Consider the following 20,434-nt stretch of genomic DNA (forward strand, 5'->3'; position numbering starts at 1 on the left):
ACGAGTTAAATAAGATGCATGATTTCCAGTAAACGGCCCTTGTCTGCCTGAAATATCCTACATCTTACTGCTTCCTCTTCTTCATCTTCACCTTGATTATCCGCCCATATAAATGTTTTATACTCTTGCCATTCAAGCTCTTCATCTCGCAGGATACCTTCCAGCTGCTCCCTTTCCTGCTGGCTAAACCTAGAACCGTAGCTATTCTCTCTGTCAGCAATAGTATAGCACCTTACAACTCTTCTGTTATTTCCATCAGTTGTTAGAATTGCAACCTTTAGATTTCCCCTTCCAGGACTACCTGGATCATTATCAAAACGAAAGAAGATTCTTTCATCATTGTTTGCAACACCAGAATCATGTGCAGTAGCAAACATGCCAAAAAAGAACGCAGGAAAAAAGTGATCTTTGCCAACTGAATGCAGAAAAGATGGACATGAATCCAAGAAATATTCAAACTTTTCCGTGAATTCTCCACAATTTCCATTTATTAAACTTCTAACTAACCCATGCATAAAATACTCCTACTTATTGCGACCAGAAAAACTACTAACTTCAGTGCTTCCTAGTGTAGACTGTGGGTCACCAGCTCCACCAAAATCACCTCTTCCGTTAGGCACGGATACCGTATCTAATTCAGCAAACAACTTTTCTGCTAATTTACCATAGTCTATATTTTTTCTCATACCATCCCTACCAACCATTTTTAGGTTATCAACAACAGATTTTTTAAAATACATAAAACTTTCAACTGCACAAAACTCTTTGGCAAACTGTAGTACCTTTAACACCTCTTCCTTTTTTGTACAACCAAGTTGCCAATCGACAATCAATCCTGCAAGCGCACGCTTAATCGGAACCCTTCCATTAGAAAAAAATACCGCAGCTTTTTCCTCACGCCCCTCATGATTATTGAAATTACCACACTTTATAAGGTTCATTATAGCTTCCCTAGCTTGAATAGTTGACTCAGAATTTTCGAGCATCATGTCCGAAAGTGAGGAGAGAAGAAGAGTATAACTCCTAGGTGAAAGTATCTTATCCTCCAGTATTTTATCTTTAAACATCGGAAGTATAGCTTGCATCGTATCAAAAAAACCTTGATGTATCAACGCGCTAAAGAGAGAGTACACTCCTTTATCTTTTTTTGATAGCTCAGAATCTTTAAACAGCTTGTTTTTTGCTTGATCGCTCATTTTACTAAGACAAAAGTCTAAAGTAACAGCACCATTATGGTCACATTGAACAGAGGATAATATAGTAACTGCATCAGTAATTTTCCTTTCTCTTTCTTTTTCATTTAGAAGGCTATAAAAATATTCTACTCCTTCGCTCCACTTAAGTTCTATAGCTTTCTTAAATCCTTCTGTTGCGCTGACATGCTTCTTAAATTCTCCAGATTTTTTATCAACCCAAAAGCTAAATACAGGGTCTTGACTCTTCATATAACCCAACAACTCACTCTTTACATATTTGTTATTGCTAGTTGCAGGCTTACCATCATCATCTATCTCTTCAGAAGAGAAGCTACTTTTGTAAGATTCAAACTGCTTCTGAAAGAGCAAAGGAATTTTATCTATCACGCAGTATCGACATGCCATATCATATATAGGAAGAGGGTTCTTTATTTCGCCTATTTTTTCTTCAGTAAACCTCTGTCCTAAGATTGTATTGTTCAATCTCGTACCTGACCAACAACTTTCATCGCGAAATATGTTGTATAAGAATTGTAGCTTATCATCTTTAAGATATTCTACCTGCCTAATGTAAGTTTTTACCCATCTTTCAATAGCTGAACGCCTTTTAGCCATGACCTTGGAATCTGTATGTTGAATAACACTCTTTAACTTACTAAGCACTGCAGCATGACGCTCCATCTTTTTTGGCATTGTACCCCTCCTATATAAAAATATTGAGAGTACTATGCAAAAGTTAGAATTAAATAGCAACACTAAAATCACCAAAGATAGAAAAAACTCCATGCAAAATATTTTCTATGTTCGAACAAATACAAAAATTCTATTGGAATTATAAGAAATACAAAAGAAAACATCCTTTACCGTTCAAGAAGTTAAACAAGAATCACAAGCGATAAAAGATATACTTACGTTATCATCACAGTCTAAAAATCTAGGCTATAACAATCAAAAAATAAGCGCAAAACCAAAAATAGTGGGAGCGGTTCTTAAAAAATCAGTTAAAAGTAAATCGATAGTACCATTAAGAGCTGAGAATCAAGATTATAGACAAGTAGTGCCAAAAGTGGAGGTGCCTGTTATAGTGGTTAATCGCAAGATGAAAAGTAAAGTAAAAGCAACAGTGGAAAATTTTGAGCAAAACCAAGCAAGAGAATGTGTAGGTATGCAACCCGCTAAAAGTAGTGCCATTATAGCAGCACAATCAGATGTTGGTATAAAGAAAAATCCATTAAAAGTTGCTTCCCAAGCTCAGTCATCCTTTATGAGAAATAAAAGATCTCTAGAAAATCCTGCAAAGTAGCAGTTTGATCATGAGCCTTGTGAAAGCTCTCTTAATTACACATGTAAACGTAAAGCAGTTAGTTACACAGTTTGAAAGACACCTAGAAATAGAGTGAATCCAAATAGATTCTCTAGAAATAGAGTTAAATTTGTTACTTGTTATAATTACAACTTCTATAGACCTGTTGCAAAAGGAAAGCTGCTGTTTTTTACGGTAGTTATTTTCAAAAAAAATCTGATTTACTTTACAGCAGGTCTTATATTATTTTGGAACTTGTTTTTCTACTCTAACTGCCTATTCTGTAAAACCTAAAGAGGTATGCATAAAAACTACTTGCATTGCTAATGTTATTCATTAGCATATAATCAAATCTAATATAGGTTTCTATATAAAATAGGCAGTGGAATTTATGCTCAAAGTGGAGCGTTCAATAGATTACTTAGAAAAAGAAAAAAATAATTCAGAAGCTTCCAAAATATTAGAGAAAGTACAACGTATAGGACAAGCTTATAAATCTTCTGAACTTAAACGTTATCGTAGGTTTGATAGTGATGGTGAAAGAGAGAAAAATACAGAGCTATTTTCTGCTATAAGAAATGGCAACCTGCAGAAAGTACAAGATCTTTTAAAAGCAGGAGTAAAGCTTAACATCATTGATAAAAATAATAAAGATAATACACCTTTACACTATGCTGTTGAAAGGGATAAAAAAGAAATAGTTAGAAAATTACTGCAAGAATGGAAGGCAGATGTTAACGCTAAAAACAATAAAGGTGATACACCTTTGCATATTGCTGTTTCCAGAAATAACAAAAAACTTGTATCGCTACTTCTAGATAAACAAGCAAGAAGTGATATCAAAAATAATGAGGGTAAAGAGCCATATGAATTAGCTAAAAATCAAGAGGTAAGCTATATTTTTAAACATAGGAGCTCTCATTCTTCTGACTATAATGATATTATGAGTCAAGCCAATCTTAATGAGGAGTTGATAAAAATTGTTAAGAGTAGCACCTCAGAAAAATAAAAATCAAACGACATTGAAGATCTTTTGAAGAAAGGAGCGAACATTAATTTTCAGGACGCTAATTATGAGTTAAATACACCGTTACATGCGGCTGTTCGCAAACAGGAACCTAAAGTAGTTAAGCTGCTTGTCAAAAATGGAGCAATACAAATCAAGAATAGTAAAGGTAAAATGCCACTAGATATTGCTAAAAGTCTTAATAACGAAGGTATTATTCAAGAATTAGGCAGAGCTTCACTTCTAAAAAGGGCAAATACTGGAGAAAACAAGCCAGAAATTGGTTCTTCTAAAAAGCCAAGAATTTCCGTAATCGCTCACAGAGATAAGGTGATTTACAAAGTAAATATAAAAGTGTAAAGAAATAGGAAGCTAAATATGGAATGGGTAAATGACAAAAGTGCTGCAAGAAAAGATTGTAGCAGAAAACGCTAATCTCAAGGAAGAAATAAAAGCGCTGATCAGAGAAAATGACAGCTTGAAAGCAAAAATAGTTGAATTACAAGACAAATTGGGCTTAAATTCGCAAAATTCATCGCTGCCACCATCACGAGATATATATCGTAAGAAAGCAAAAAAGAAAAGTGATAAAAAACCAGGAGGTCAGCCAGGACATAAGGGGCATAAGCGTGAATTAATGGCTGCAGACGAGGTAGTGAGCTGCACAATTGATACGATTTGTATGTGTGGAGGTAAGGTTACTTTAGAAGATGAAATTATTCATCAGAAGGCAGAATTGCCAGAAATTAAGCCAACTGTAACTGAGTACAGATTGCAAAGAGGACATTGTAGCAGTTGTGTTAAAAGTCAATAGAAAAATTGATGTAGCTGTGAATAAGTACTTAAAATTTGTGTGGGCGTACTTATTCACAGCTATGCTATTGCTATATAGAAGCAGTTTTAGGGCTATACTCCTCAGTAAACAGTCTACCGTCTCTTACTAAAGAGTTAGCAAGGATAAGTAATTTTCTCATTGCAGCAGTAGAGGTAACTTTATATGGTTTTTTATATTGATTGTATAGCCTATCAAAGAAGATTTTTATATAAGAATTGTACCTTTGCGCACTAAGAATGCACATATGTAAAACCTTTCTAATTTGTGATCTACCACCCTGAATACACCTTTTTCCCTTACTAAAACCACTATCTCGATTAAAAGGTGCAACTCCGGAAAGGCTGGATATTTCTTTATGTTGGAGAGTTCCAAGCTCGGGTAGATAACAAATAAAAGTAATAGCTGTTATTGCACCTACACCAGGTATACTAGTTATTGACATGTACTTTTTTTTAAGCTTTTGATTTTTATCGACTAATTCCATTACCTCATCTTCTAAGACTTGAATTTGATTTTGTAAAACTGCAAGTAGCTCTTCCATTTGTTTGATTATAGATAAATCGGTTACTTGATGAGCTTGGGTTTTTTGTATTTTTGCTATTTCTACTAGTTGATTCCTGCGAGATAATTTTTGCTTCAAACAGTCAATACTACTAACTTTTAAAGGAGTGACACGCATGTCTGTATTACTAACATAACGTGAGATGATGCTACAGTCTATTTTATCAGTTTTAGTAGCAATACCAAGGCTTTTTGCATAATCTCTCACCCATCTTGGTTGAATGACATATACTTCAAAACCATGGCTTAATAAAGTATAAGCACATAATTTTTCGTACCCACCAGTTGCTTCAAGTCCAACTTTGGTTACGTTATGTAAACGCAAAAAGTCGATTATTTGATCAATAGCTTGAACGTTATTTTCAAATACTTTATGATGTCCAAGTGGATGAATATGGATATCTAGTTTATTTTTGCTAATATCAATGCCAGTAATAATATTTGATAAATTCATAATCCCTCCATAAATAATGTGTATACTGCATTTTCCACCCTTATATACGAGCCTAAAAGCTCAACCAGTTGTTCGGAACTTTCAGTATAATAAACCAGAGAGGAGAACCTTGCTGCAAAACGGTCCTTATGACCAAGAGTATGTACGGTTCCTCCTCTCTGCGTGTCTTTATACCGCCATTTCGTGACATTTATAAAGACTTGTTTTTAACATATAAGAGTATGTAATAAAAGAATTACAGCAAATTTACCCGAAGGTGTTGCAAGAGATCTTCTAGGATCTAATGCTAAAACAATTATAAGCAGCCTTAGCGGCTTTTTTATTAACTCAAAAAGAGAGGTACAGCAAATTTTAGGCAGTATTTTTAATCTAAATATAAGCCTTGGTTTAGTCTCAAATACTGAACGCAGGGCATCGAAGAAGTGTGCATCTGAATATGAGAAAATGAAGGAAGAGTTACAAGGAAGCGAATATTTGCATATAGACGAAACAGGACACAGAAATCAAGGAAAGAGAGGCTGGAGTTGGGTAATAACGAACAAAGCAAAGCGTTGACACTTCTGAAGGTAAGCGAGTCTCGTGGTAAGAAGGTGTTGAAGAGTTTACTGCCAGAATATGATGGCATAGTTGTGAGCAATAGATACGCTGTATACAATTACTTCAATCGTGAAAATAGACAGATATGTTGGACACATTTGGCAAGAGATTTTGAGAGATTTGCCCATAGTAAAAATGTTGAAGTGAGCAAAATTGGCCAAGCACTAAAATCGCTCAGCAATAAGGTGTTTGTAGTAGACAAGGCAAAAAAACACAATTCGATAGATAATTTGAGATTTTATCGACTGATGCGAAAAATTCGGAAAAGGGTAAAACATTTTTTGCGTAAAATGACGAGGGTTGTAAATAGCACTCAAGCTTCAAGAATGGCCGCTAAGATGTTACGGTCTGAGGATATGATGTGGAAGTTTTTAAGAAAACCTGAAGTGATAGAAACAACCAACAACCTTGCAGAACGGCAAATTAGACGGTACGTAATTTATCGTAAAAACAGCTTTTTCACCTGGTCAGAACGTGGGGAAAGATTCGTGGAAAGAATGTTGTCAATATTTTTGACATCACGTCTAAATGGCCAAAACCCCTTTCAAAAGCTACAGAATCTACTAGCTGTCACTGCTTAGTTCTTTATTCATTCTCACAATCCGTGAACGGTTACGAATTTCCTTCATGAAAAAAGAAGAGCCTGAAGGAACAAAAATCGAAGAGGATGAATCAAGAACATACCTTGCTTCTGGATTAAATAATACTCTTCATGGCAACATTTACCAGCTAAAATTGTTAATGTTATTTTTAAAGCGTGGACTAGATAAAAGCTACTCTTTTCGTTTGGCTACAGAGTAGAATAATGCTGAAAAATTTGATGATTTGGTTTTTATATGTAATAATTCAAAATCAAAAAAAATATATCGTTTTTTGCAAGCAAAACACAAGCAAAATAAGGAGGATAATAAAATTGGAATAAGCGATTTACTCACAAAAAATAAAGATGGTGAATTTAATTTGGCAAAGTATTTCATTTCCTACTTAAAGATTAAATACAATCAAGACTTTATCAATGGTGAACTGAAAGATTTTGTTATTTGTACCAACATTGATTTTGATCTAGATCAAAGCAGAACACAAGATGCAGTAAAAAAGTTGAAAGTGCAAAAAAAATAAAGGAAAGGAAATTTTGGTTGAAACAATTAAAGATAATGATGTCTTCTTTAAAGATGGCGGTGAGAGATATAAGCTTTCTTATGAAGTATATAACAATGTTACAAAAAATAATATCATAGAATTCAGTAGGATTATTCCTAGGATGTTTCTATGTTCCAAAAGAGGAAACTTAAATAACAAAATAAATACCCTTTTAATATACACAGAAGGCATTCTATAGCTAACTTAAGTAACCAGATACAACTATAACTTTTATTGTTTAATAACATTTGTGCCATTCTCTCTAACTTGAGCTTATGGTTTAAAGTACTTAATGACCAAGAGCATAATTATTACTACAAATAGGTGGTCTTAGGCTTTCAAGATGACTATTTACTTTCAGCGAATCGTCCAAATCATGCTCTATTTTTTGTGTTTTTATCTCGAATTTAAATCCTAATTTTTCGCAGAATTTTTGAAAATATTCTTTAATAACATCAAACAAGTTTCTACTTTCCCCTTTATAATTTTTTAGTTCCTTAGGAATAGTAAGTAATAATTTGCCATCTTTATAGGTTACACCATCTTTACCATCTTGAGACTCAAGTACAAATTCAAGTGAAGTCGATAGATCGCATATTTTTTCTCCTGGGTTATCAAACTTCGTTACGAACACTAACATATCAGATTTTACTTTTGTACTGATTGGATCAGCACAATCAATACACATTGTTTTATTCTTGCTATATTCCCCTTTTAATCCATATTCCAAGAGTGAACTTTCAAGAATAGGGATGCTTACAGCAAATTCATACCCCGCTTGGTTACAATTAGTGATTATTTCTTCTAAAATAGGGTCATTCGGAACACTTGCTTCTGCGTATTGGAACATTTCCTTAAAGACTTCTTTTACAAATGGGCGATAGTTCTTATTCTCATCTCCTACTTTTAGTAATAGATGCAGATGCTCTCTTCCAGCATTGTAAAATCTCTCAAAATCTTTCCCATATGAGGTGGTTTTCTGATAATCAGGAATTTCAGAATTTTTGCAGTGACTTTTCCATAATTCACATAACGCATTATGTGCAAGTTCCTTTTCAAGATCCTTGAGGACTGAATCAACAAAAGCCCTACCATAATCTGTATCTATTTCTCTTTGTTTTTCTCTTGCGGTTTCACTACTGTATATATCATAACTATTAAAAAGGTTGCTTTTGCGATATTGAGCTCCTTCAATTAATGCAGAGGTTAAAACTGTATCTATAATTTTTCCATTAATAACAAAGTTCATTCTTGGAAAATCGAAATACATTGTTTCACCAGAGTTTGCTGATTTATTGCTCTCACCAGCCTTTAATTCACTAAAACCAAATTCTTTAATTTTAGCCTTCAATGTAACTATTGGATTTGCCTCACTCATACTCCCTCTTTCTTCAAAGTCAATTATACCATAAGAGTTATTAATAGATTATTGACAATATGTAAGCTTAACAAAGGCTTTACACTATCTGTATAATAAATACGCTAAGACAAAAATTTAGATCTAGAAAAGATAATTGAACTTTATTACATTCCATCTATAATAATTTAAAGTAGCAAGCCTCAAACTAGAAGCCTGCTATTACTTACTGGTTACTTTACATCAATTCTCTTGATATGTTTCTCCGACTTAGGTATGGTTACGTGCAATATTCCATCTGAAAAATTAGCAGACACTTTATCTTGCTCTACATTTACTGGAAGCTGAATAGACCTATAGAAAGATCCATAGTATCTTTCTCGATGGTAAAACTGCTTATCTTTTGACTCGTTATTACACGTCTTTTCACCCTTCACTATTAAGCTGTCGCTAGATATACTAATGTCTATGCTTTCTTTGGAAATACCTGGTAGCTCTAGTGAGAGACAATAGCTTTCTTTTGTTTCATAAAAATCGCAAGCTGGTAATAGACTACTACCTCTTCTGGAAAGCTCTGAGTCCCATCCTGTAAAGAAGCTATCAAATATGTTATCAACGGCTCTTTGTAGTCCTCTTACACTAAAGTTATCACATTTATTGTTTTTATTTGAATGAACTATATTACTCATGTTGTACCTCCTTTCACTAATATATGCATTACGTAATCATTCTACTTACTAATTTCAATCCTAAATCTAAAGTCAGAGCTTTTGTTAGATGTGAAAAGTTGTTCCAATTTACTATGACTTGATTATGAGAAAAAAATCTTATTTGGATTACCATGGGTAATGCTATAAACTAGATTAATTGTAGTACGTAGAGTTATTGCATTCCTCCCATTTCTGCGATTATTTTCTTCATCTTCATTTGATAAGTATTTTACTTTCCAAACTTACCTCCAATGATTTATTTAATATTCCCCAACTTTTAGTGCACTAAATTTGCTCATTTTTCCTTAACTTGACACGTATACTTTTTTGAATATTTCCATAAAACCTTTAAAATAATCTTTAAATTACTAAAGCCATTACTTAATGTTGAAAGTAGCTTGTTCTGCTATTTTTCCTTAACTTAAACGTACTGTACTTGAGATGTACTTGAGGTAATCACTACATTGTTAATATTAGTATTAGGATTACTGATGCTAAGAGGGTTACAAGCATCTATCAAAATTCTTAAGTCTTCGTTACTCAGGTAGCTAAATATTTTTTCAGTACAGTCATATGGTAACTCAGGAAAATTGTTAAAGAGAAAATGGAAAATTTTATTGCCTTGTTCAAGTAACTCTTTTCTTTCCATACCCTTTCTGAAATGACTTTCGATCATACTAGCATATATTGGAAATTTTGTTTTATAGTCGTCTGATTTTAAAACCTGCACTATATTTTCATTCCTCATATATATTGCTAATGAGCTTGTACCTTTTGCCAAGATATCATAAAATGAAATGTTAGGATTATTAATCTTCTCACTCTTCATCCTTGCTATTTCTTCCTCACATTCATCCTGAAAGCCACTTATTTCACCACTGATACTCATTGATAGTAAATTTTTTTCACTTACATATAAATTTGCGGTTTTCATTTTAACTATGTGGCGTTTAAGAGCTTCAGCAGTTACTTCACACGAACAGACACCACGATCAGGATCGTAATAACCATCATCATCAGAGTCATAGTTGTTGAGTTGACTATAGAATGACCTTATACCAGCCATAGCAGAATCAAGTGGTGTATGATTATTTCTACTCGTAATATTAATATCAGAGCCATATTCCAAAAGAGTTGTAACAACTTCTTCATGTCCTTCTTTAGAAGCAATGTGAAGTGCTGTTCTGCCATACTCATCTCTAGAGTTAATATCAGCACCAAATTTCAAGACAGTCTCAATAATTTCCTGGTAACCTTTTTGAGCAGCCAGGTGCAGTGGTGTTATGTCACTTTTAATTTTAGAACCAACTTTAGCACCGCATTCTAGCAATACTTTTACAACCTCTTTATGGCCTTTTTGAGTTGCAATATGAAGCGCAGTTATTCCATCTTTTTGCTTAGCGTTTGCGTTAGCTCCTTTGTTCAAGAGCATTTTGCTAATTACTTCATTTCCTTGTTGAGCAGAAAGATGGAGAGGTGTTATATCACTTTTAACTGTAGAATTAACATCTGCATTATATTCTAAAAGAGCTTCAACAACTTTCGTATATCCTTTCTGAGCAGCAGCATGAAGCGTCGTAATACCATTTTTGGTTTGAGCATTTATATTAGCTCCCTTACTTAGAAGCAGTTTAGCAATTTCTCCCTTAATATTAATATCAGGATCTTCATTAGTAAGAAATCCAAAAAAACCTTCACTCTCACTTAAAGCAGTAAAATGCAATGCTGTTCTTCCATATTTATCACTAGCGTTAATATCAGTATCGTGTTGCAAAAGAGCTTCAACGATTTCTATGCATTCCTTCTTAACAGCAATATTCAATAGCTCAGGATTATCTTTTACATTAGCTCTATTAGTTAAAAGTAGCTTGGTAATTTTTAAATCGGCATTCTCAGTAGCATAAAATATTGGAGTTTTTCCAGTTTTGTCTTGAGCATTTATATCAGCTCCATAGCTTATCAATAATTTAGCTACTTCTTCCTGTTTGTTTTTGGCTGCACTATGTAAAGGTGTAAAACCTTCTTTAGATGTTGAATTGTGTAACGTATTAACATCAGCACCATACTTCAATAGGTCTTCAACAATTTTCAAATATCCTTTTTCAACAGCAGCATGTAATAACTTAGGATTATTTGCATCTTCGAGATTAACAATAAGACCATATTCTAGAAGAGCCTCAACAATCTTTTTATACTCTTCTCCATAGCCGTGCACTGCGATTTTAAGAGAGCTTCTGTTACTTTGATGATTAATATCAGGACAATACTTTAAAACATCCTCAACAATCATTAAATATCCTTTTTCAACAGCGAGGTGTAGTGTGGTTTTACCATCTTTGTCCTGATTATCAACTTTAGCTCCATGTTGTAAGAGCAGCTTTACAACTGTTTTACGTCCTGTTTTGGTAGCAATATGAAGTGGCGTTAAATTACTATTTGTGCTAGCATTAATATCAGCACCTTTATTCAAGAATAATTTCACAGCTTCTTCATTGCCTAGTTCAGAAGCAAAATGTAGTGGCGTATATCCTTCCTTCAATGTGAAAGAATGAGTACAAGCACCATGGTTTAGAAGATCTTCGGCAATATGCATATATCCTTTCTTAGCAGCAATATGAAGAGGGGTTATACTATCTTCCCCTTTAACATCAACATTAGCACCTCTACTTAAAAGCAACGTGATAACTTCTTTACTACCTTTTTCAACAGCAAAGTGCAGTGGTGCATAACCTTTTTTCCATGTTGAAGTACACACACAATTAACATAAGCTCCATATTTTAAAAGATGCTCAACAATCTGTAAATACTCTCTCTCAGCTGCAATATGAAGAGGAGTTATACCATCATTGCTTCTGACGTTAATGTTAGCTCCACGATTTAAAAGTAGTTCGGTAATTTCCATTTTCTTATTTTCAATCGCATTGTGAAGCGGAGTTCTGCCATACTGATTTTTAGCATCAATGTTAGCACCTCTGTCTAGAAGCATCTTAACAATTTCTATGTCACCATTTATAGCAGCAAAATGAAGTGGAGTATTAGAAGGTCTTTTGTTTTTGCTGTTAACTTTAGAACCGTTTGTTAAAAGTAGTTTAGTAACCGCTGTATGTTTATTCTCAATAGCATCACGAAGTAAAACATATCCTTCTGACCATGCTTGTGAATAAGATAGTCCAAAAGAATTAATTAACTCCCTTGCTCTTTCTAGTCTTCCTTCACGAACTGCAGAAATTAAACTGTAGCTTGTATTATCATTGCCTAGCATAACTACTTACCCTCCAGATTATAACATTTTCCTTATATTAATATAATCATAAATAGATGATATATTATCCACAGTATATAATATAAGTCAAACTAGTTTAAACATAATATTTTTACTATCTTGCAGTGTTTTAGTTTCTGTAATAAATCCAGGTGTTTACATATACTCTCCTTTAACGCAATAAATATGTCTAATAGAATAAAATGGTAAACTTGTAGCTGTGATGTGGAGTATAAAGTAGCCCATGTACCAAAAATTTGTACTTTTTTCTATATCTACTTTCCTTAATTTGACTCTATGGCTTGCTGAAACTCAGATATTGTAACTGATTTAAGTATAATATTAACTTAGGTTATATATAAATATTTCAATAGTATTATTCAAAGTTTCAAACTTTTAACTCCACTTTCTATATTGACGTCTTGTAAATTTTGATCTGGCTCCTTCAGCATTTTTAACAATTTAGTTGCAATATTCTTATGTTTATTGGCTATAGCAACTTGCAATAATGTATTCCCTTGATTATTACGAGCATTTGTTACAGCTATAAACTCATCAGGTTTTACTGCTTTAAGCTTGCTGATAATTTCAACATTACCTTTTTTTGCATCTCCAAACAATTCTTCAATTAATTTCAGTAGGTTAGTAACTTTTTGGTCCTTAGAAAGATCAATAGGTATTTTACCTTCTTTGTTCTCAATGTTATAAATTGCACCATGTTTTAATAAAGATTTTACAACTTCCAAGGAGCCACCTTTAGCTGCAACATGAAGTGATGTAGTACCACTAGAAGTAGTTTTAGCATTAACAAAGTCATTTAATTTATCACGACTGATATGTTGTAACAGAACCTCAACAATTTCTTTGTAACATTTGGAAGTAGCAGTGTGTAATGGTGTATTACCTTTATTAGTAACTTGACTAACATTAGCTCCATTTGTTAGTAAGATGTTTACAATATCTATGTGTCCATTGCTAACAGCGTAATGCAACGGTGTTCTTCCATCAATATCTTTATCGTTGGCATAAGCTCCATCTTTTAACAGACGCTGAACAGTTCGTATATCACCTTTACTAGCAGCAATGTTGATATCTTTCTGCAGATGCTGGAGAACCTCTGATGCTTCGCTACCCTCAAGCTTAAATCTAAAATTAATCATCTCTATCTTTTTTAAAATATCTAAAACACTCGGATGACTTGGTCCAAAAACAGCTTTTCTTTGATCTAAACTTTCTCTGTAGACTTTAAGTGCGCTGATCCATTTCCCTTGAGCAAAAAGTACATTTGCTATGTTGTATTGAGTATTCAAGGTTTCTGGGTGATTTTGTTGTAAAGCTTTTTTCTGGATATTTAAAACCTCTTGAAAAGCTTTCAAGGCTTCATGATATTTATTTTGATTGAAGAGTACCCCAGCAATGTTATGTAACGTTCTCAAGGTATCAGCATGATTAATACCTAAAATTATTTTCTTCTTTTCAAAAACCTCTTTATAGATTTTTAAGGACTCTTCGTATTTACCTTGGTTAGCTAGTACCATTGCTATATTATTTTTGGCACTCACAGTGGCTAGATCATGTGTACCTAGTGTTTCTTTCCTCTTTTCAAAAACTGCCCTATTGATATTTAACGCTTCTTCATATTTTCCCTGTTTATCTAATACTAATGCCATGTGAAACTGAGTATTTAAGGTATCTGAATGATTTGACCCTAGTATTTCCTTTTGTCTCTGATAGACTTCTTGATAAATATTAAAAGCTTCTTCATCTTTCCCCTGTCTATGCAGCACTAAAGCGATTGTACTTCTTGTACTTAAAGTATCCTTATCGTTTAAACCCAGCATTTCTTTTTGTTTCTGAAAAATCTCTTTAAGCATATTTAAAGCTTCTTGGTAAATTCCTTGCTTATATAGCACTTTGGCTATATATGTCTGAATATCTAAAGTACCAGGATTGTCTGGTCCTAGTATTTCTTTTCTTCTTTCAAATGCGCTTCTGAAAATACTTAAGGCTTTTTGGTAATTGCCTTGATTCAAGAGCACTAAAGCTGTATCAATCTGAGCGGATACGTCACTTTGCGATATCTGCTTCAACTGCTCGACTTTTGAAAAGTTACTATGTACTGCAGCAACTACTAACGTTTTGTTCTCTCTATTACGAGCACTCATCACTGCTTTTACTGTATCAATATCCTTTATCTTATTTAGGTCATTAATAACTTGAGCATTACCATCTTTAACCTTTTTAAATGATTCACTGACTAGTTTAAATAAGCTAGTTATACTTTTATCCACAGTAAAATCTGATGGTGTTTTCCCACTGTCAGAGACAGCATTGTATACTGCACCATTAGATAATAGGGCCTTTACAACTTTTAAGTGAGAGAACTTAGCAGCATAATGCAGAGGAGTAAACCCCTTGTTACCAACCACATTAGGATTAGCTTTATTTTGTAATAGAATATTGACAACTCCATCATAGCCCTTCCATGCAGCATAATATAATGGTGTTACACTATCAGCATTTTTGGCATTAACAAACGCTCCTGCTTTAATGTAATTCTCAACCTCTGAAGAGCTATTACGTTTTACAGCCTCAAATAATTTCTCAGTTGATGCTAATAGATTGATAACGTCTTTATCGTTAGTCATTTCTAATGGTCTTCTACAAAGCTTGTCAACAGCGTTATAAACTGCACCATTTTTTAATAAAACTTCAATAACGTCTTTATAACCAAAATTAGCAGCAATATGCATAGGGGTTAAGCCATTAGTATCTTTAGCATTAACGTCAGCACCTTGTGCTATCAAATACTTTACAACTTCTAACCGACCTTTCATTGCAGCATAGTGTAGTAATGTCTGGTTAGCTGTACCAAGCTCATTAATACTCAACCCCTTGCTAAGGAAAAACTCTACGGTATCTTTATAACCTTCTCTAGCTGCAATGTGTATAGGCTTTGATCCAGAGGCATTTTTAGCATTAATATTAGACCCTTCATCTACTAGACATTTTACCATTTCCAAGTTACTTTCCTGTGAAGCAATGTGCAGTATAGTCCAATCATCATTGCCTTTAGCATTCATATCTACTTTTTTATACTGCAGTAACATTTTAACCACTTGCAAATGACCATGTGCAACTGCTAATTCTAAAGGTGTTCTGCTCTTATTGTCCTTAACATTAACTTTTGCTCCATTACTTAATAGGACTTCAATAACATTAACATGACCGTGTCCTGCAGCTATATGTAGTGGAGCACCTTCAACATTTACAAAGTTAACGTTAGCCTTGTTTGCTATCAAAATTTCAGCAACTTCTTCATGGCCTTCTTGTGCCGCAAGATATAATGGTGTTGTACTATTAATAGTCATAGCATCAACATTGGCTCCCCTTGCTATCAGAGCATTTACTATTTCCTTGTGGCCTCTTTTAGCAGCCAAATGTAATAGTGTAGCATCTTCAGGACCTTTCATATTAGTACGGGCCTTGTTTTTTAGCAAAATCTCTACAATATCCCTATAACCAGCGAGCACTGCTAATGATAAAGGTTCACCACCTTCTGCATTAACACTAGCTCCATTTTCTACAAGAACTTCAACGATTTCCTTATGATTATGCTTAATAGCAGAAAGCAATGGTGTTAGGTTGTTACTCTTAACATTAACATTGGCTCTATTTGCTACCAAAATTCCAACGATTTCTTTATAACCTTCCTCCACAGCTACATGTAATGGTGTACTACCTGCAATACCTTCCATATTAACTTTGGCTTCATTTTTTATTAAAAGGTTCACAATATCTTTGTGACCCCCTACAATAGCTGCATGTAAAGGTGTAAGACCATAATTAGCACTAGTATTGACTTCAGCTTTACTTTTGATTAGAAAAGCAATAGCGTCTTTATGTCCACTTAGAGCAGCTACATGCAATGGCGTCATGCCATCATTAGTTCTAGCATCAACTTCAGCTTTATTTTTTATTAGAAGATCAATAATATCTTTGCTACCATTCATCGCAGCTGCATGTAATGGTGTACTACCCTTAATGTCTTGAGCTCTAACTTCAGCTTTATTTCTTATTAGGAGTTCAATAATATCTTTGTGACCTTTCAGAGCAGCTACATGTAATGGTGTTAGATTATTATTGGCTTTATCATTGATTTCTACTCCATTTTTTATTAAAAGCTCAGCAACTGCCTTATGACCACTCTCTGCTGCATAGTGTAATGGCGTAGCATTATTTTTATCTTTAGCGCGAATGTTAACCCCATGCTCGAGAAGAGCAACAACTATCTTCAAGTGGCCACTCTGCACTGCAAAATGTAGTGGGGTTATACCTTCCACAGTGGCAATACTAGCATTTGCCTTATTTGTCAGTAAAGCCTTAACAATTTTCTCATGTCCATCTTTTGCTGCGTAGTGCAAAGGTGTGTTATTATAGGTTTTGTCAACAACATTAACATTAGCTCCATGCTTCAATAAAATATTAGCTATCTTTTCATGACCGTTTTCTATTGCATAGTGTAATGGTGTACAACCATCTATAACTCTGGAGTTAACATCGGCTCCTTTGAGAATTAAAGCATTCACTACTTCTAGGTGGCCATTTAGTGCTGCTGTATGTAATGGTATTCCCTCCTTATCGTTTCTTGCATTAACATTTGCCTCATTTTTCAGTAAAAAATTAACTAGCCCTAGATAACCACTTTCTGCAGCTATATGTAGTGAAGTAAAGCCACCCATAGTTTCGTTGATGTCAACATTCGCTTCTTTTTCTAGCATAATCTTAGCAACATCAATATGATTGTTTTTTATTGCATAGTGTAAAGGTGAAAAACCAGCTATATCTTTGGTATTAGTATTAGCATTATTTTTTAGTAGAATTTCAACAGCATCTTTGTGACCATTTTTAGCTGCAATATGTAGTGATGTTTTGCCACTATTATCTAGATCATCAACATATACACCTGTTTTTCCTATAAAAAATTCCACAATATTTTTCCTTCCATATGCAGCAGCAATATGTAGTGGGCTTTGACCATTAATATCTTTAACATTAACGTCTAAATTTTGATTAAGAACAAATTTTATAATTTCAAGACTAGGTCCCTTAGCAGCAAAATGTAATGTAGTCCATGAGTTAATACTTCTAGCATTGATGTCTGCTCCTTTTTTGAGATAACTCTTTAAGTCTTCAAGATTTCCTTCTTCCAACGCAGCAAACATTTTTTCCTGATTAGTAATAGTGATAAGGTTTTGATCGTATTTATCTTTCAGCTTGGAAGGATCATCTCTTACCGACTTGCCAATTTTCTTCTTACTTTTTATTACATTTTCTGAAATAAGTTTTTTAGCGTTCAAGATAACTGCTATTGAGGGATCAGATAACAATACATCAACTAAGGTATTATCGTGTGCTAAATGATTACGCAAACATTTTCCAGTTAATAAAGGAGTGTTATCATCTAAAAAAAGTAGATTGTTTTCTAGATGCTTCTCTGATCTACCTAAAATTGACATTATATCCAGAACAAGCATTTCTACTACTGCTTGCAACTTTTTATTCCTCTTGTAGGAAGGAAGCTTTTCAGTTAACTTGCCACTTAATGCGTTATTCCTCAAAATACTTTTCAGTTCAGATAACTTCAGTTCAAGCTGGTTATTGTATTTTTCTTCTGTTATGTTGTAAGCCTTCCTTTGTTTATGTATAGGAATAAACGAACCTTTCTCATTCAACTTGTTTCTTAATTCCTCAATCCATTTAAGGTCACCTGTTCCAAGTTCAGCAATGTAAAAAATCTCACAAGTTAATCTATTTACTTTATCAAGGTTGTCATCCTGTATTCTTGACCTAACACTATGAGAAATTTTCATTGATAGTTCGGCTATTTCTTTAAGATTGTGAGACTCTATTTGGGAAGGAATATTCTCTAGTGTTTTATTAGCAAAGAATTTTATTCCTCTAATAACATTATGGTCAATCTTATTGTCATTCAAACCAACATCTAAGCTCTTTAATGATATAAACGCCGTAACATAATCAGTTCTGATATTTTTTGATTTAGTTTTTGCAAAATTGATTATGTTATCAATTTTATTAAACAGCTCCTTTTCATAATTCGTCTTTTCAGTTATATTATTGCTTAATTCTTTTATGAGTTTTTCAAGCTTATCATGTTCCATCACTTTAAAACTCTCTGTAATCATTTCATCTAATTCAACGTTACTAAATATTCCAGCAACTTCTTTTATCTCGTCTAAGTTTTCACCTCTGGTAATTTTCTTTAGCAATATTATGACTATTTTAATCTTGTTATTGTAAAGAATATCAGTAATTACATTATCGATTCTTTTAGTATCATTTTGAACACCAATAAAAAAGTTAACATCTGTATTTTCCTCAATCTCTGTTCTTTTAGAGAGCGAGTAAGCATGTGATAGTGAGTTACGTAAATCTATAATGACTTCTCTTGTGTTCTTTGGTAATGATAGTAGAAGAAGCTCGCTTGTAGTGCTAGATAACTTGGGAGATTCTAGAGTGTTTTTTAAATATTCACCAATAACCTGTAAAACCCTTGTAATAATTAACTGTCCTTCCCTTTCTTTAGGATTAGCTGATAATGCCAACTTTATATAATCACTTATTTTCTCTAAAGAATGAATATCCCTAATTTGTTGATAATCGCTATACAACTCTCCAAATTGAGGATAATTGCTAACGATCTCTGCAACAACCCTCTCACGTTTTAACTTCGGGAGATCAGCAAATTTACCAATGTCCACACCTTCTATAATATCTTTTTCTTCTTTAAGTTTCTTTGCAAAATTTTCCAAGTGGTCTAGTATTTTACTTTTATTCAATGTGGCATTATAGAATAGATTCATTTCCTGTCGTTTTATGTGAGAAGAAACAAAACTGATCAAACAAAATTCCATTTCTTCCCAAGGTAGTCTATCGTAGGTTGATTTCAACTGCCGCTTTAATATATGAATATTTTGTGCAATAAATTTTGCTATGAATAAAAACTTTTCATCTACTTTTTCTGTGTTTGAATACTCTGCCTTTAACAGGCTAATATTTTGAAGTACTAACTCAATCCGCTCTCTTATGTTATTAAGATAACTCTTCACATTCTGATCTTGTCCAGAAGCACTAGAGAAAAAACGGAGGTTTATCAACTTATTTTCAACAAAAATTTCTATCTCTTCTGACAAGAATACGTTCTTTAGTTTTAATTCCTCATAAGCTCGTGAAAGAATTTCATCTAATTCCCTGAAATGAACAGCAAAATAATTACCTGGCCATTTATTAATGAGTGTATCAAGAAGTTCAACATTACCTGAACGTATAGCATAATAAAACGCATTATGGCATGTTTCATCCTCATCATCTGGTAATATAGTAGTTTCTCTGATGCCAACAGATAAATTACTGAGAATTTTACTATTATTGCCAAGTAGGTATTCTAAAATCTTTACCTTATTGTGTTTACAAGCTAAGATAACTAAGTTAGTACTCTTAACAGGATTGTTAGCATTATCATAATAGTCTCTCAAAGTTACTTGATCTTCTGCATCAGTTATGTAATCAATAAAATTGCTTAATTTTTTTAAGCTGTCGACATTACCATCTGATATTGCCTCTTCGAGTTCAGTTAAAACCAGGAGATAAAGTTCTTCAGCTTTTGCTTTTCTGCGGTAGAGCTTTTTATATTCTCTAATAAACTCCTCTTTTGATGTGTAAGAACGTGATAAAAACTGTTTATCTTCTTGATAAAAACTGGTTTGTTGTTTAGGTACATGCATAAACCCTCTCTGAGATATATTTACACCAGTATTAGAATAGCAAAGTTTACTTAATATGGCAAAATTTAAAATAGCATCTTTTGTTAATAAAATATTTTTGAGAGAATATCTACTAATCCTGCAATTTCAGGACGAAAAGCCTTCACAACATTTGATTTTGGGTGTGGGAAATGTGTTGGTTGTTTAAATTTTTAGTAACACCTACTAA

At 33.4% G+C, this 20,434-nt stretch carries 13 protein-coding genes and 1 pseudogene; 7 read left to right on the top strand and 7 right to left on the bottom strand.

Annotated features, from left to right (window positions below):
- Positions 1-5: 5 nt before the first annotated feature.
- Both ACQH2O_RS01175 and ACQH2O_RS01180 read right to left on the bottom strand, forming a co-directional pair.
- Positions 6-515 carry a hypothetical protein gene (locus tag ACQH2O_RS01175; protein ID WP_425385219.1) on the bottom strand — a complete coding sequence of 170 codons (510 nt, stop codon included), beginning with the start codon at positions 513-515 and terminating at the stop codon, positions 6-8.
- 9 nt (positions 516-524) lie between these two features.
- Entirely contained in the window at positions 525-1,889 is a 1,365-nt protein-coding gene (locus ACQH2O_RS01180; protein ID WP_425385220.1) for a hypothetical protein, read from the bottom strand.
- Positions 1,890-2,172: 283 nt separating this feature from the next.
- On the opposite strand from ACQH2O_RS01180, the gene ACQH2O_RS01185 reads away from it, so the two are divergent.
- The 4 genes from ACQH2O_RS01185 (at position 2,173) to ACQH2O_RS01200 (ending at position 4,319) form a co-directional block, all read left to right on the top strand.
- Positions 2,173-2,499 (top strand): hypothetical protein, encoded by a 327-nt coding sequence (locus ACQH2O_RS01185; RefSeq protein WP_007549972.1) that lies wholly within the window; start codon positions 2,173-2,175, stop codon positions 2,497-2,499.
- A gap of 391 nt (positions 2,500-2,890) precedes the next feature.
- Complete coding sequence (locus ACQH2O_RS01190) at positions 2,891-3,508, top strand: ankyrin repeat domain-containing protein (protein WP_007549519.1); 618 nt, start codon at positions 2,891-2,893, stop codon at positions 3,506-3,508.
- Positions 3,509-3,532: 24 nt separating this feature from the next.
- Positions 3,533-3,865: an ankyrin repeat domain-containing protein gene (locus tag ACQH2O_RS01195; RefSeq protein WP_007549517.1), complete on the top strand. Its 333-nt coding sequence runs from the start codon at positions 3,533-3,535 to the stop codon at positions 3,863-3,865.
- A 31-nt stretch (positions 3,866-3,896) separates the two neighbouring features.
- The gene (locus tag ACQH2O_RS01200) at positions 3,897-4,319 is read left to right on the top strand and encodes a DUF6444 domain-containing protein (RefSeq protein WP_425385221.1); all 423 of its coding nucleotides are present in this window, start codon (positions 3,897-3,899) and stop codon (positions 4,317-4,319) included.
- 70 nt (positions 4,320-4,389) lie between these two features.
- Here ACQH2O_RS01200 and ACQH2O_RS01205 read toward each other — a convergent pair whose 3' ends face one another.
- Positions 4,390-5,355, bottom strand: a complete 966-nt coding sequence (locus ACQH2O_RS01205) for an IS110 family transposase (RefSeq protein WP_425385222.1) — start codon at positions 5,353-5,355, stop codon at positions 4,390-4,392.
- Between the two features lie 375 nt (positions 5,356-5,730).
- Between ACQH2O_RS01205 and tnpC the strand changes: the two are divergent.
- The 3 genes and pseudogenes from tnpC to ACQH2O_RS01220 all read left to right on the top strand — a co-directional run bounded on the left by tnpC (position 5,731) and on the right by ACQH2O_RS01220 (position 7,071).
- A pseudogene (tnpC, locus tag ACQH2O_RS01210) lies at positions 5,731-6,533 on the top strand (IS66 family transposase).
- A gap of 46 nt (positions 6,534-6,579) precedes the next feature.
- Positions 6,580-6,753 carry a hypothetical protein gene (locus ACQH2O_RS01215; RefSeq protein WP_007549098.1) on the top strand — a complete coding sequence of 58 codons (174 nt, stop codon included), beginning with the start codon at positions 6,580-6,582 and terminating at the stop codon, positions 6,751-6,753.
- Positions 6,754-6,825: 72 nt separating this feature from the next.
- Positions 6,826-7,071, top strand: coding sequence for a hypothetical protein (locus tag ACQH2O_RS01220; protein WP_146038228.1), 246 nt, complete (start codon positions 6,826-6,828; stop codon positions 7,069-7,071).
- Positions 7,072-7,381: 310 nt separating this feature from the next.
- Here ACQH2O_RS01220 and ACQH2O_RS01225 read toward each other — a convergent pair whose 3' ends face one another.
- From ACQH2O_RS01225 to ACQH2O_RS01240, 4 genes are all read right to left on the bottom strand, one after another.
- The gene (locus ACQH2O_RS01225; RefSeq protein WP_264688613.1) at positions 7,382-8,470 is read right to left on the bottom strand and encodes a hypothetical protein; all 1,089 of its coding nucleotides are present in this window, start codon (positions 8,468-8,470) and stop codon (positions 7,382-7,384) included.
- A 212-nt stretch (positions 8,471-8,682) separates the two neighbouring features.
- Positions 8,683-9,138, bottom strand: coding sequence for an Hsp20/alpha crystallin family protein (locus ACQH2O_RS01230; protein WP_007549102.1), 456 nt, complete (start codon positions 9,136-9,138; stop codon positions 8,683-8,685).
- Between the two features lie 442 nt (positions 9,139-9,580).
- The gene (locus ACQH2O_RS01235) at positions 9,581-12,421 is read right to left on the bottom strand and encodes an ankyrin repeat domain-containing protein (protein ID WP_264954042.1); all 2,841 of its coding nucleotides are present in this window, start codon (positions 12,419-12,421) and stop codon (positions 9,581-9,583) included.
- Positions 12,422-12,801: 380 nt separating this feature from the next.
- Positions 12,802-20,226, bottom strand: coding sequence for an ankyrin repeat domain-containing protein (locus tag ACQH2O_RS01240; protein WP_425385223.1), 7,425 nt, complete (start codon positions 20,224-20,226; stop codon positions 12,802-12,804).
- Positions 20,227-20,434: the final 208 nt, after the last annotated feature.

It is taken from the genome of Wolbachia endosymbiont (group B) of Schoenobius gigantella, assembly GCF_964031005.1.
GTDB lineage: Bacteria > Pseudomonadota > Alphaproteobacteria > Rickettsiales > Anaplasmataceae > Wolbachia > Wolbachia pipientis.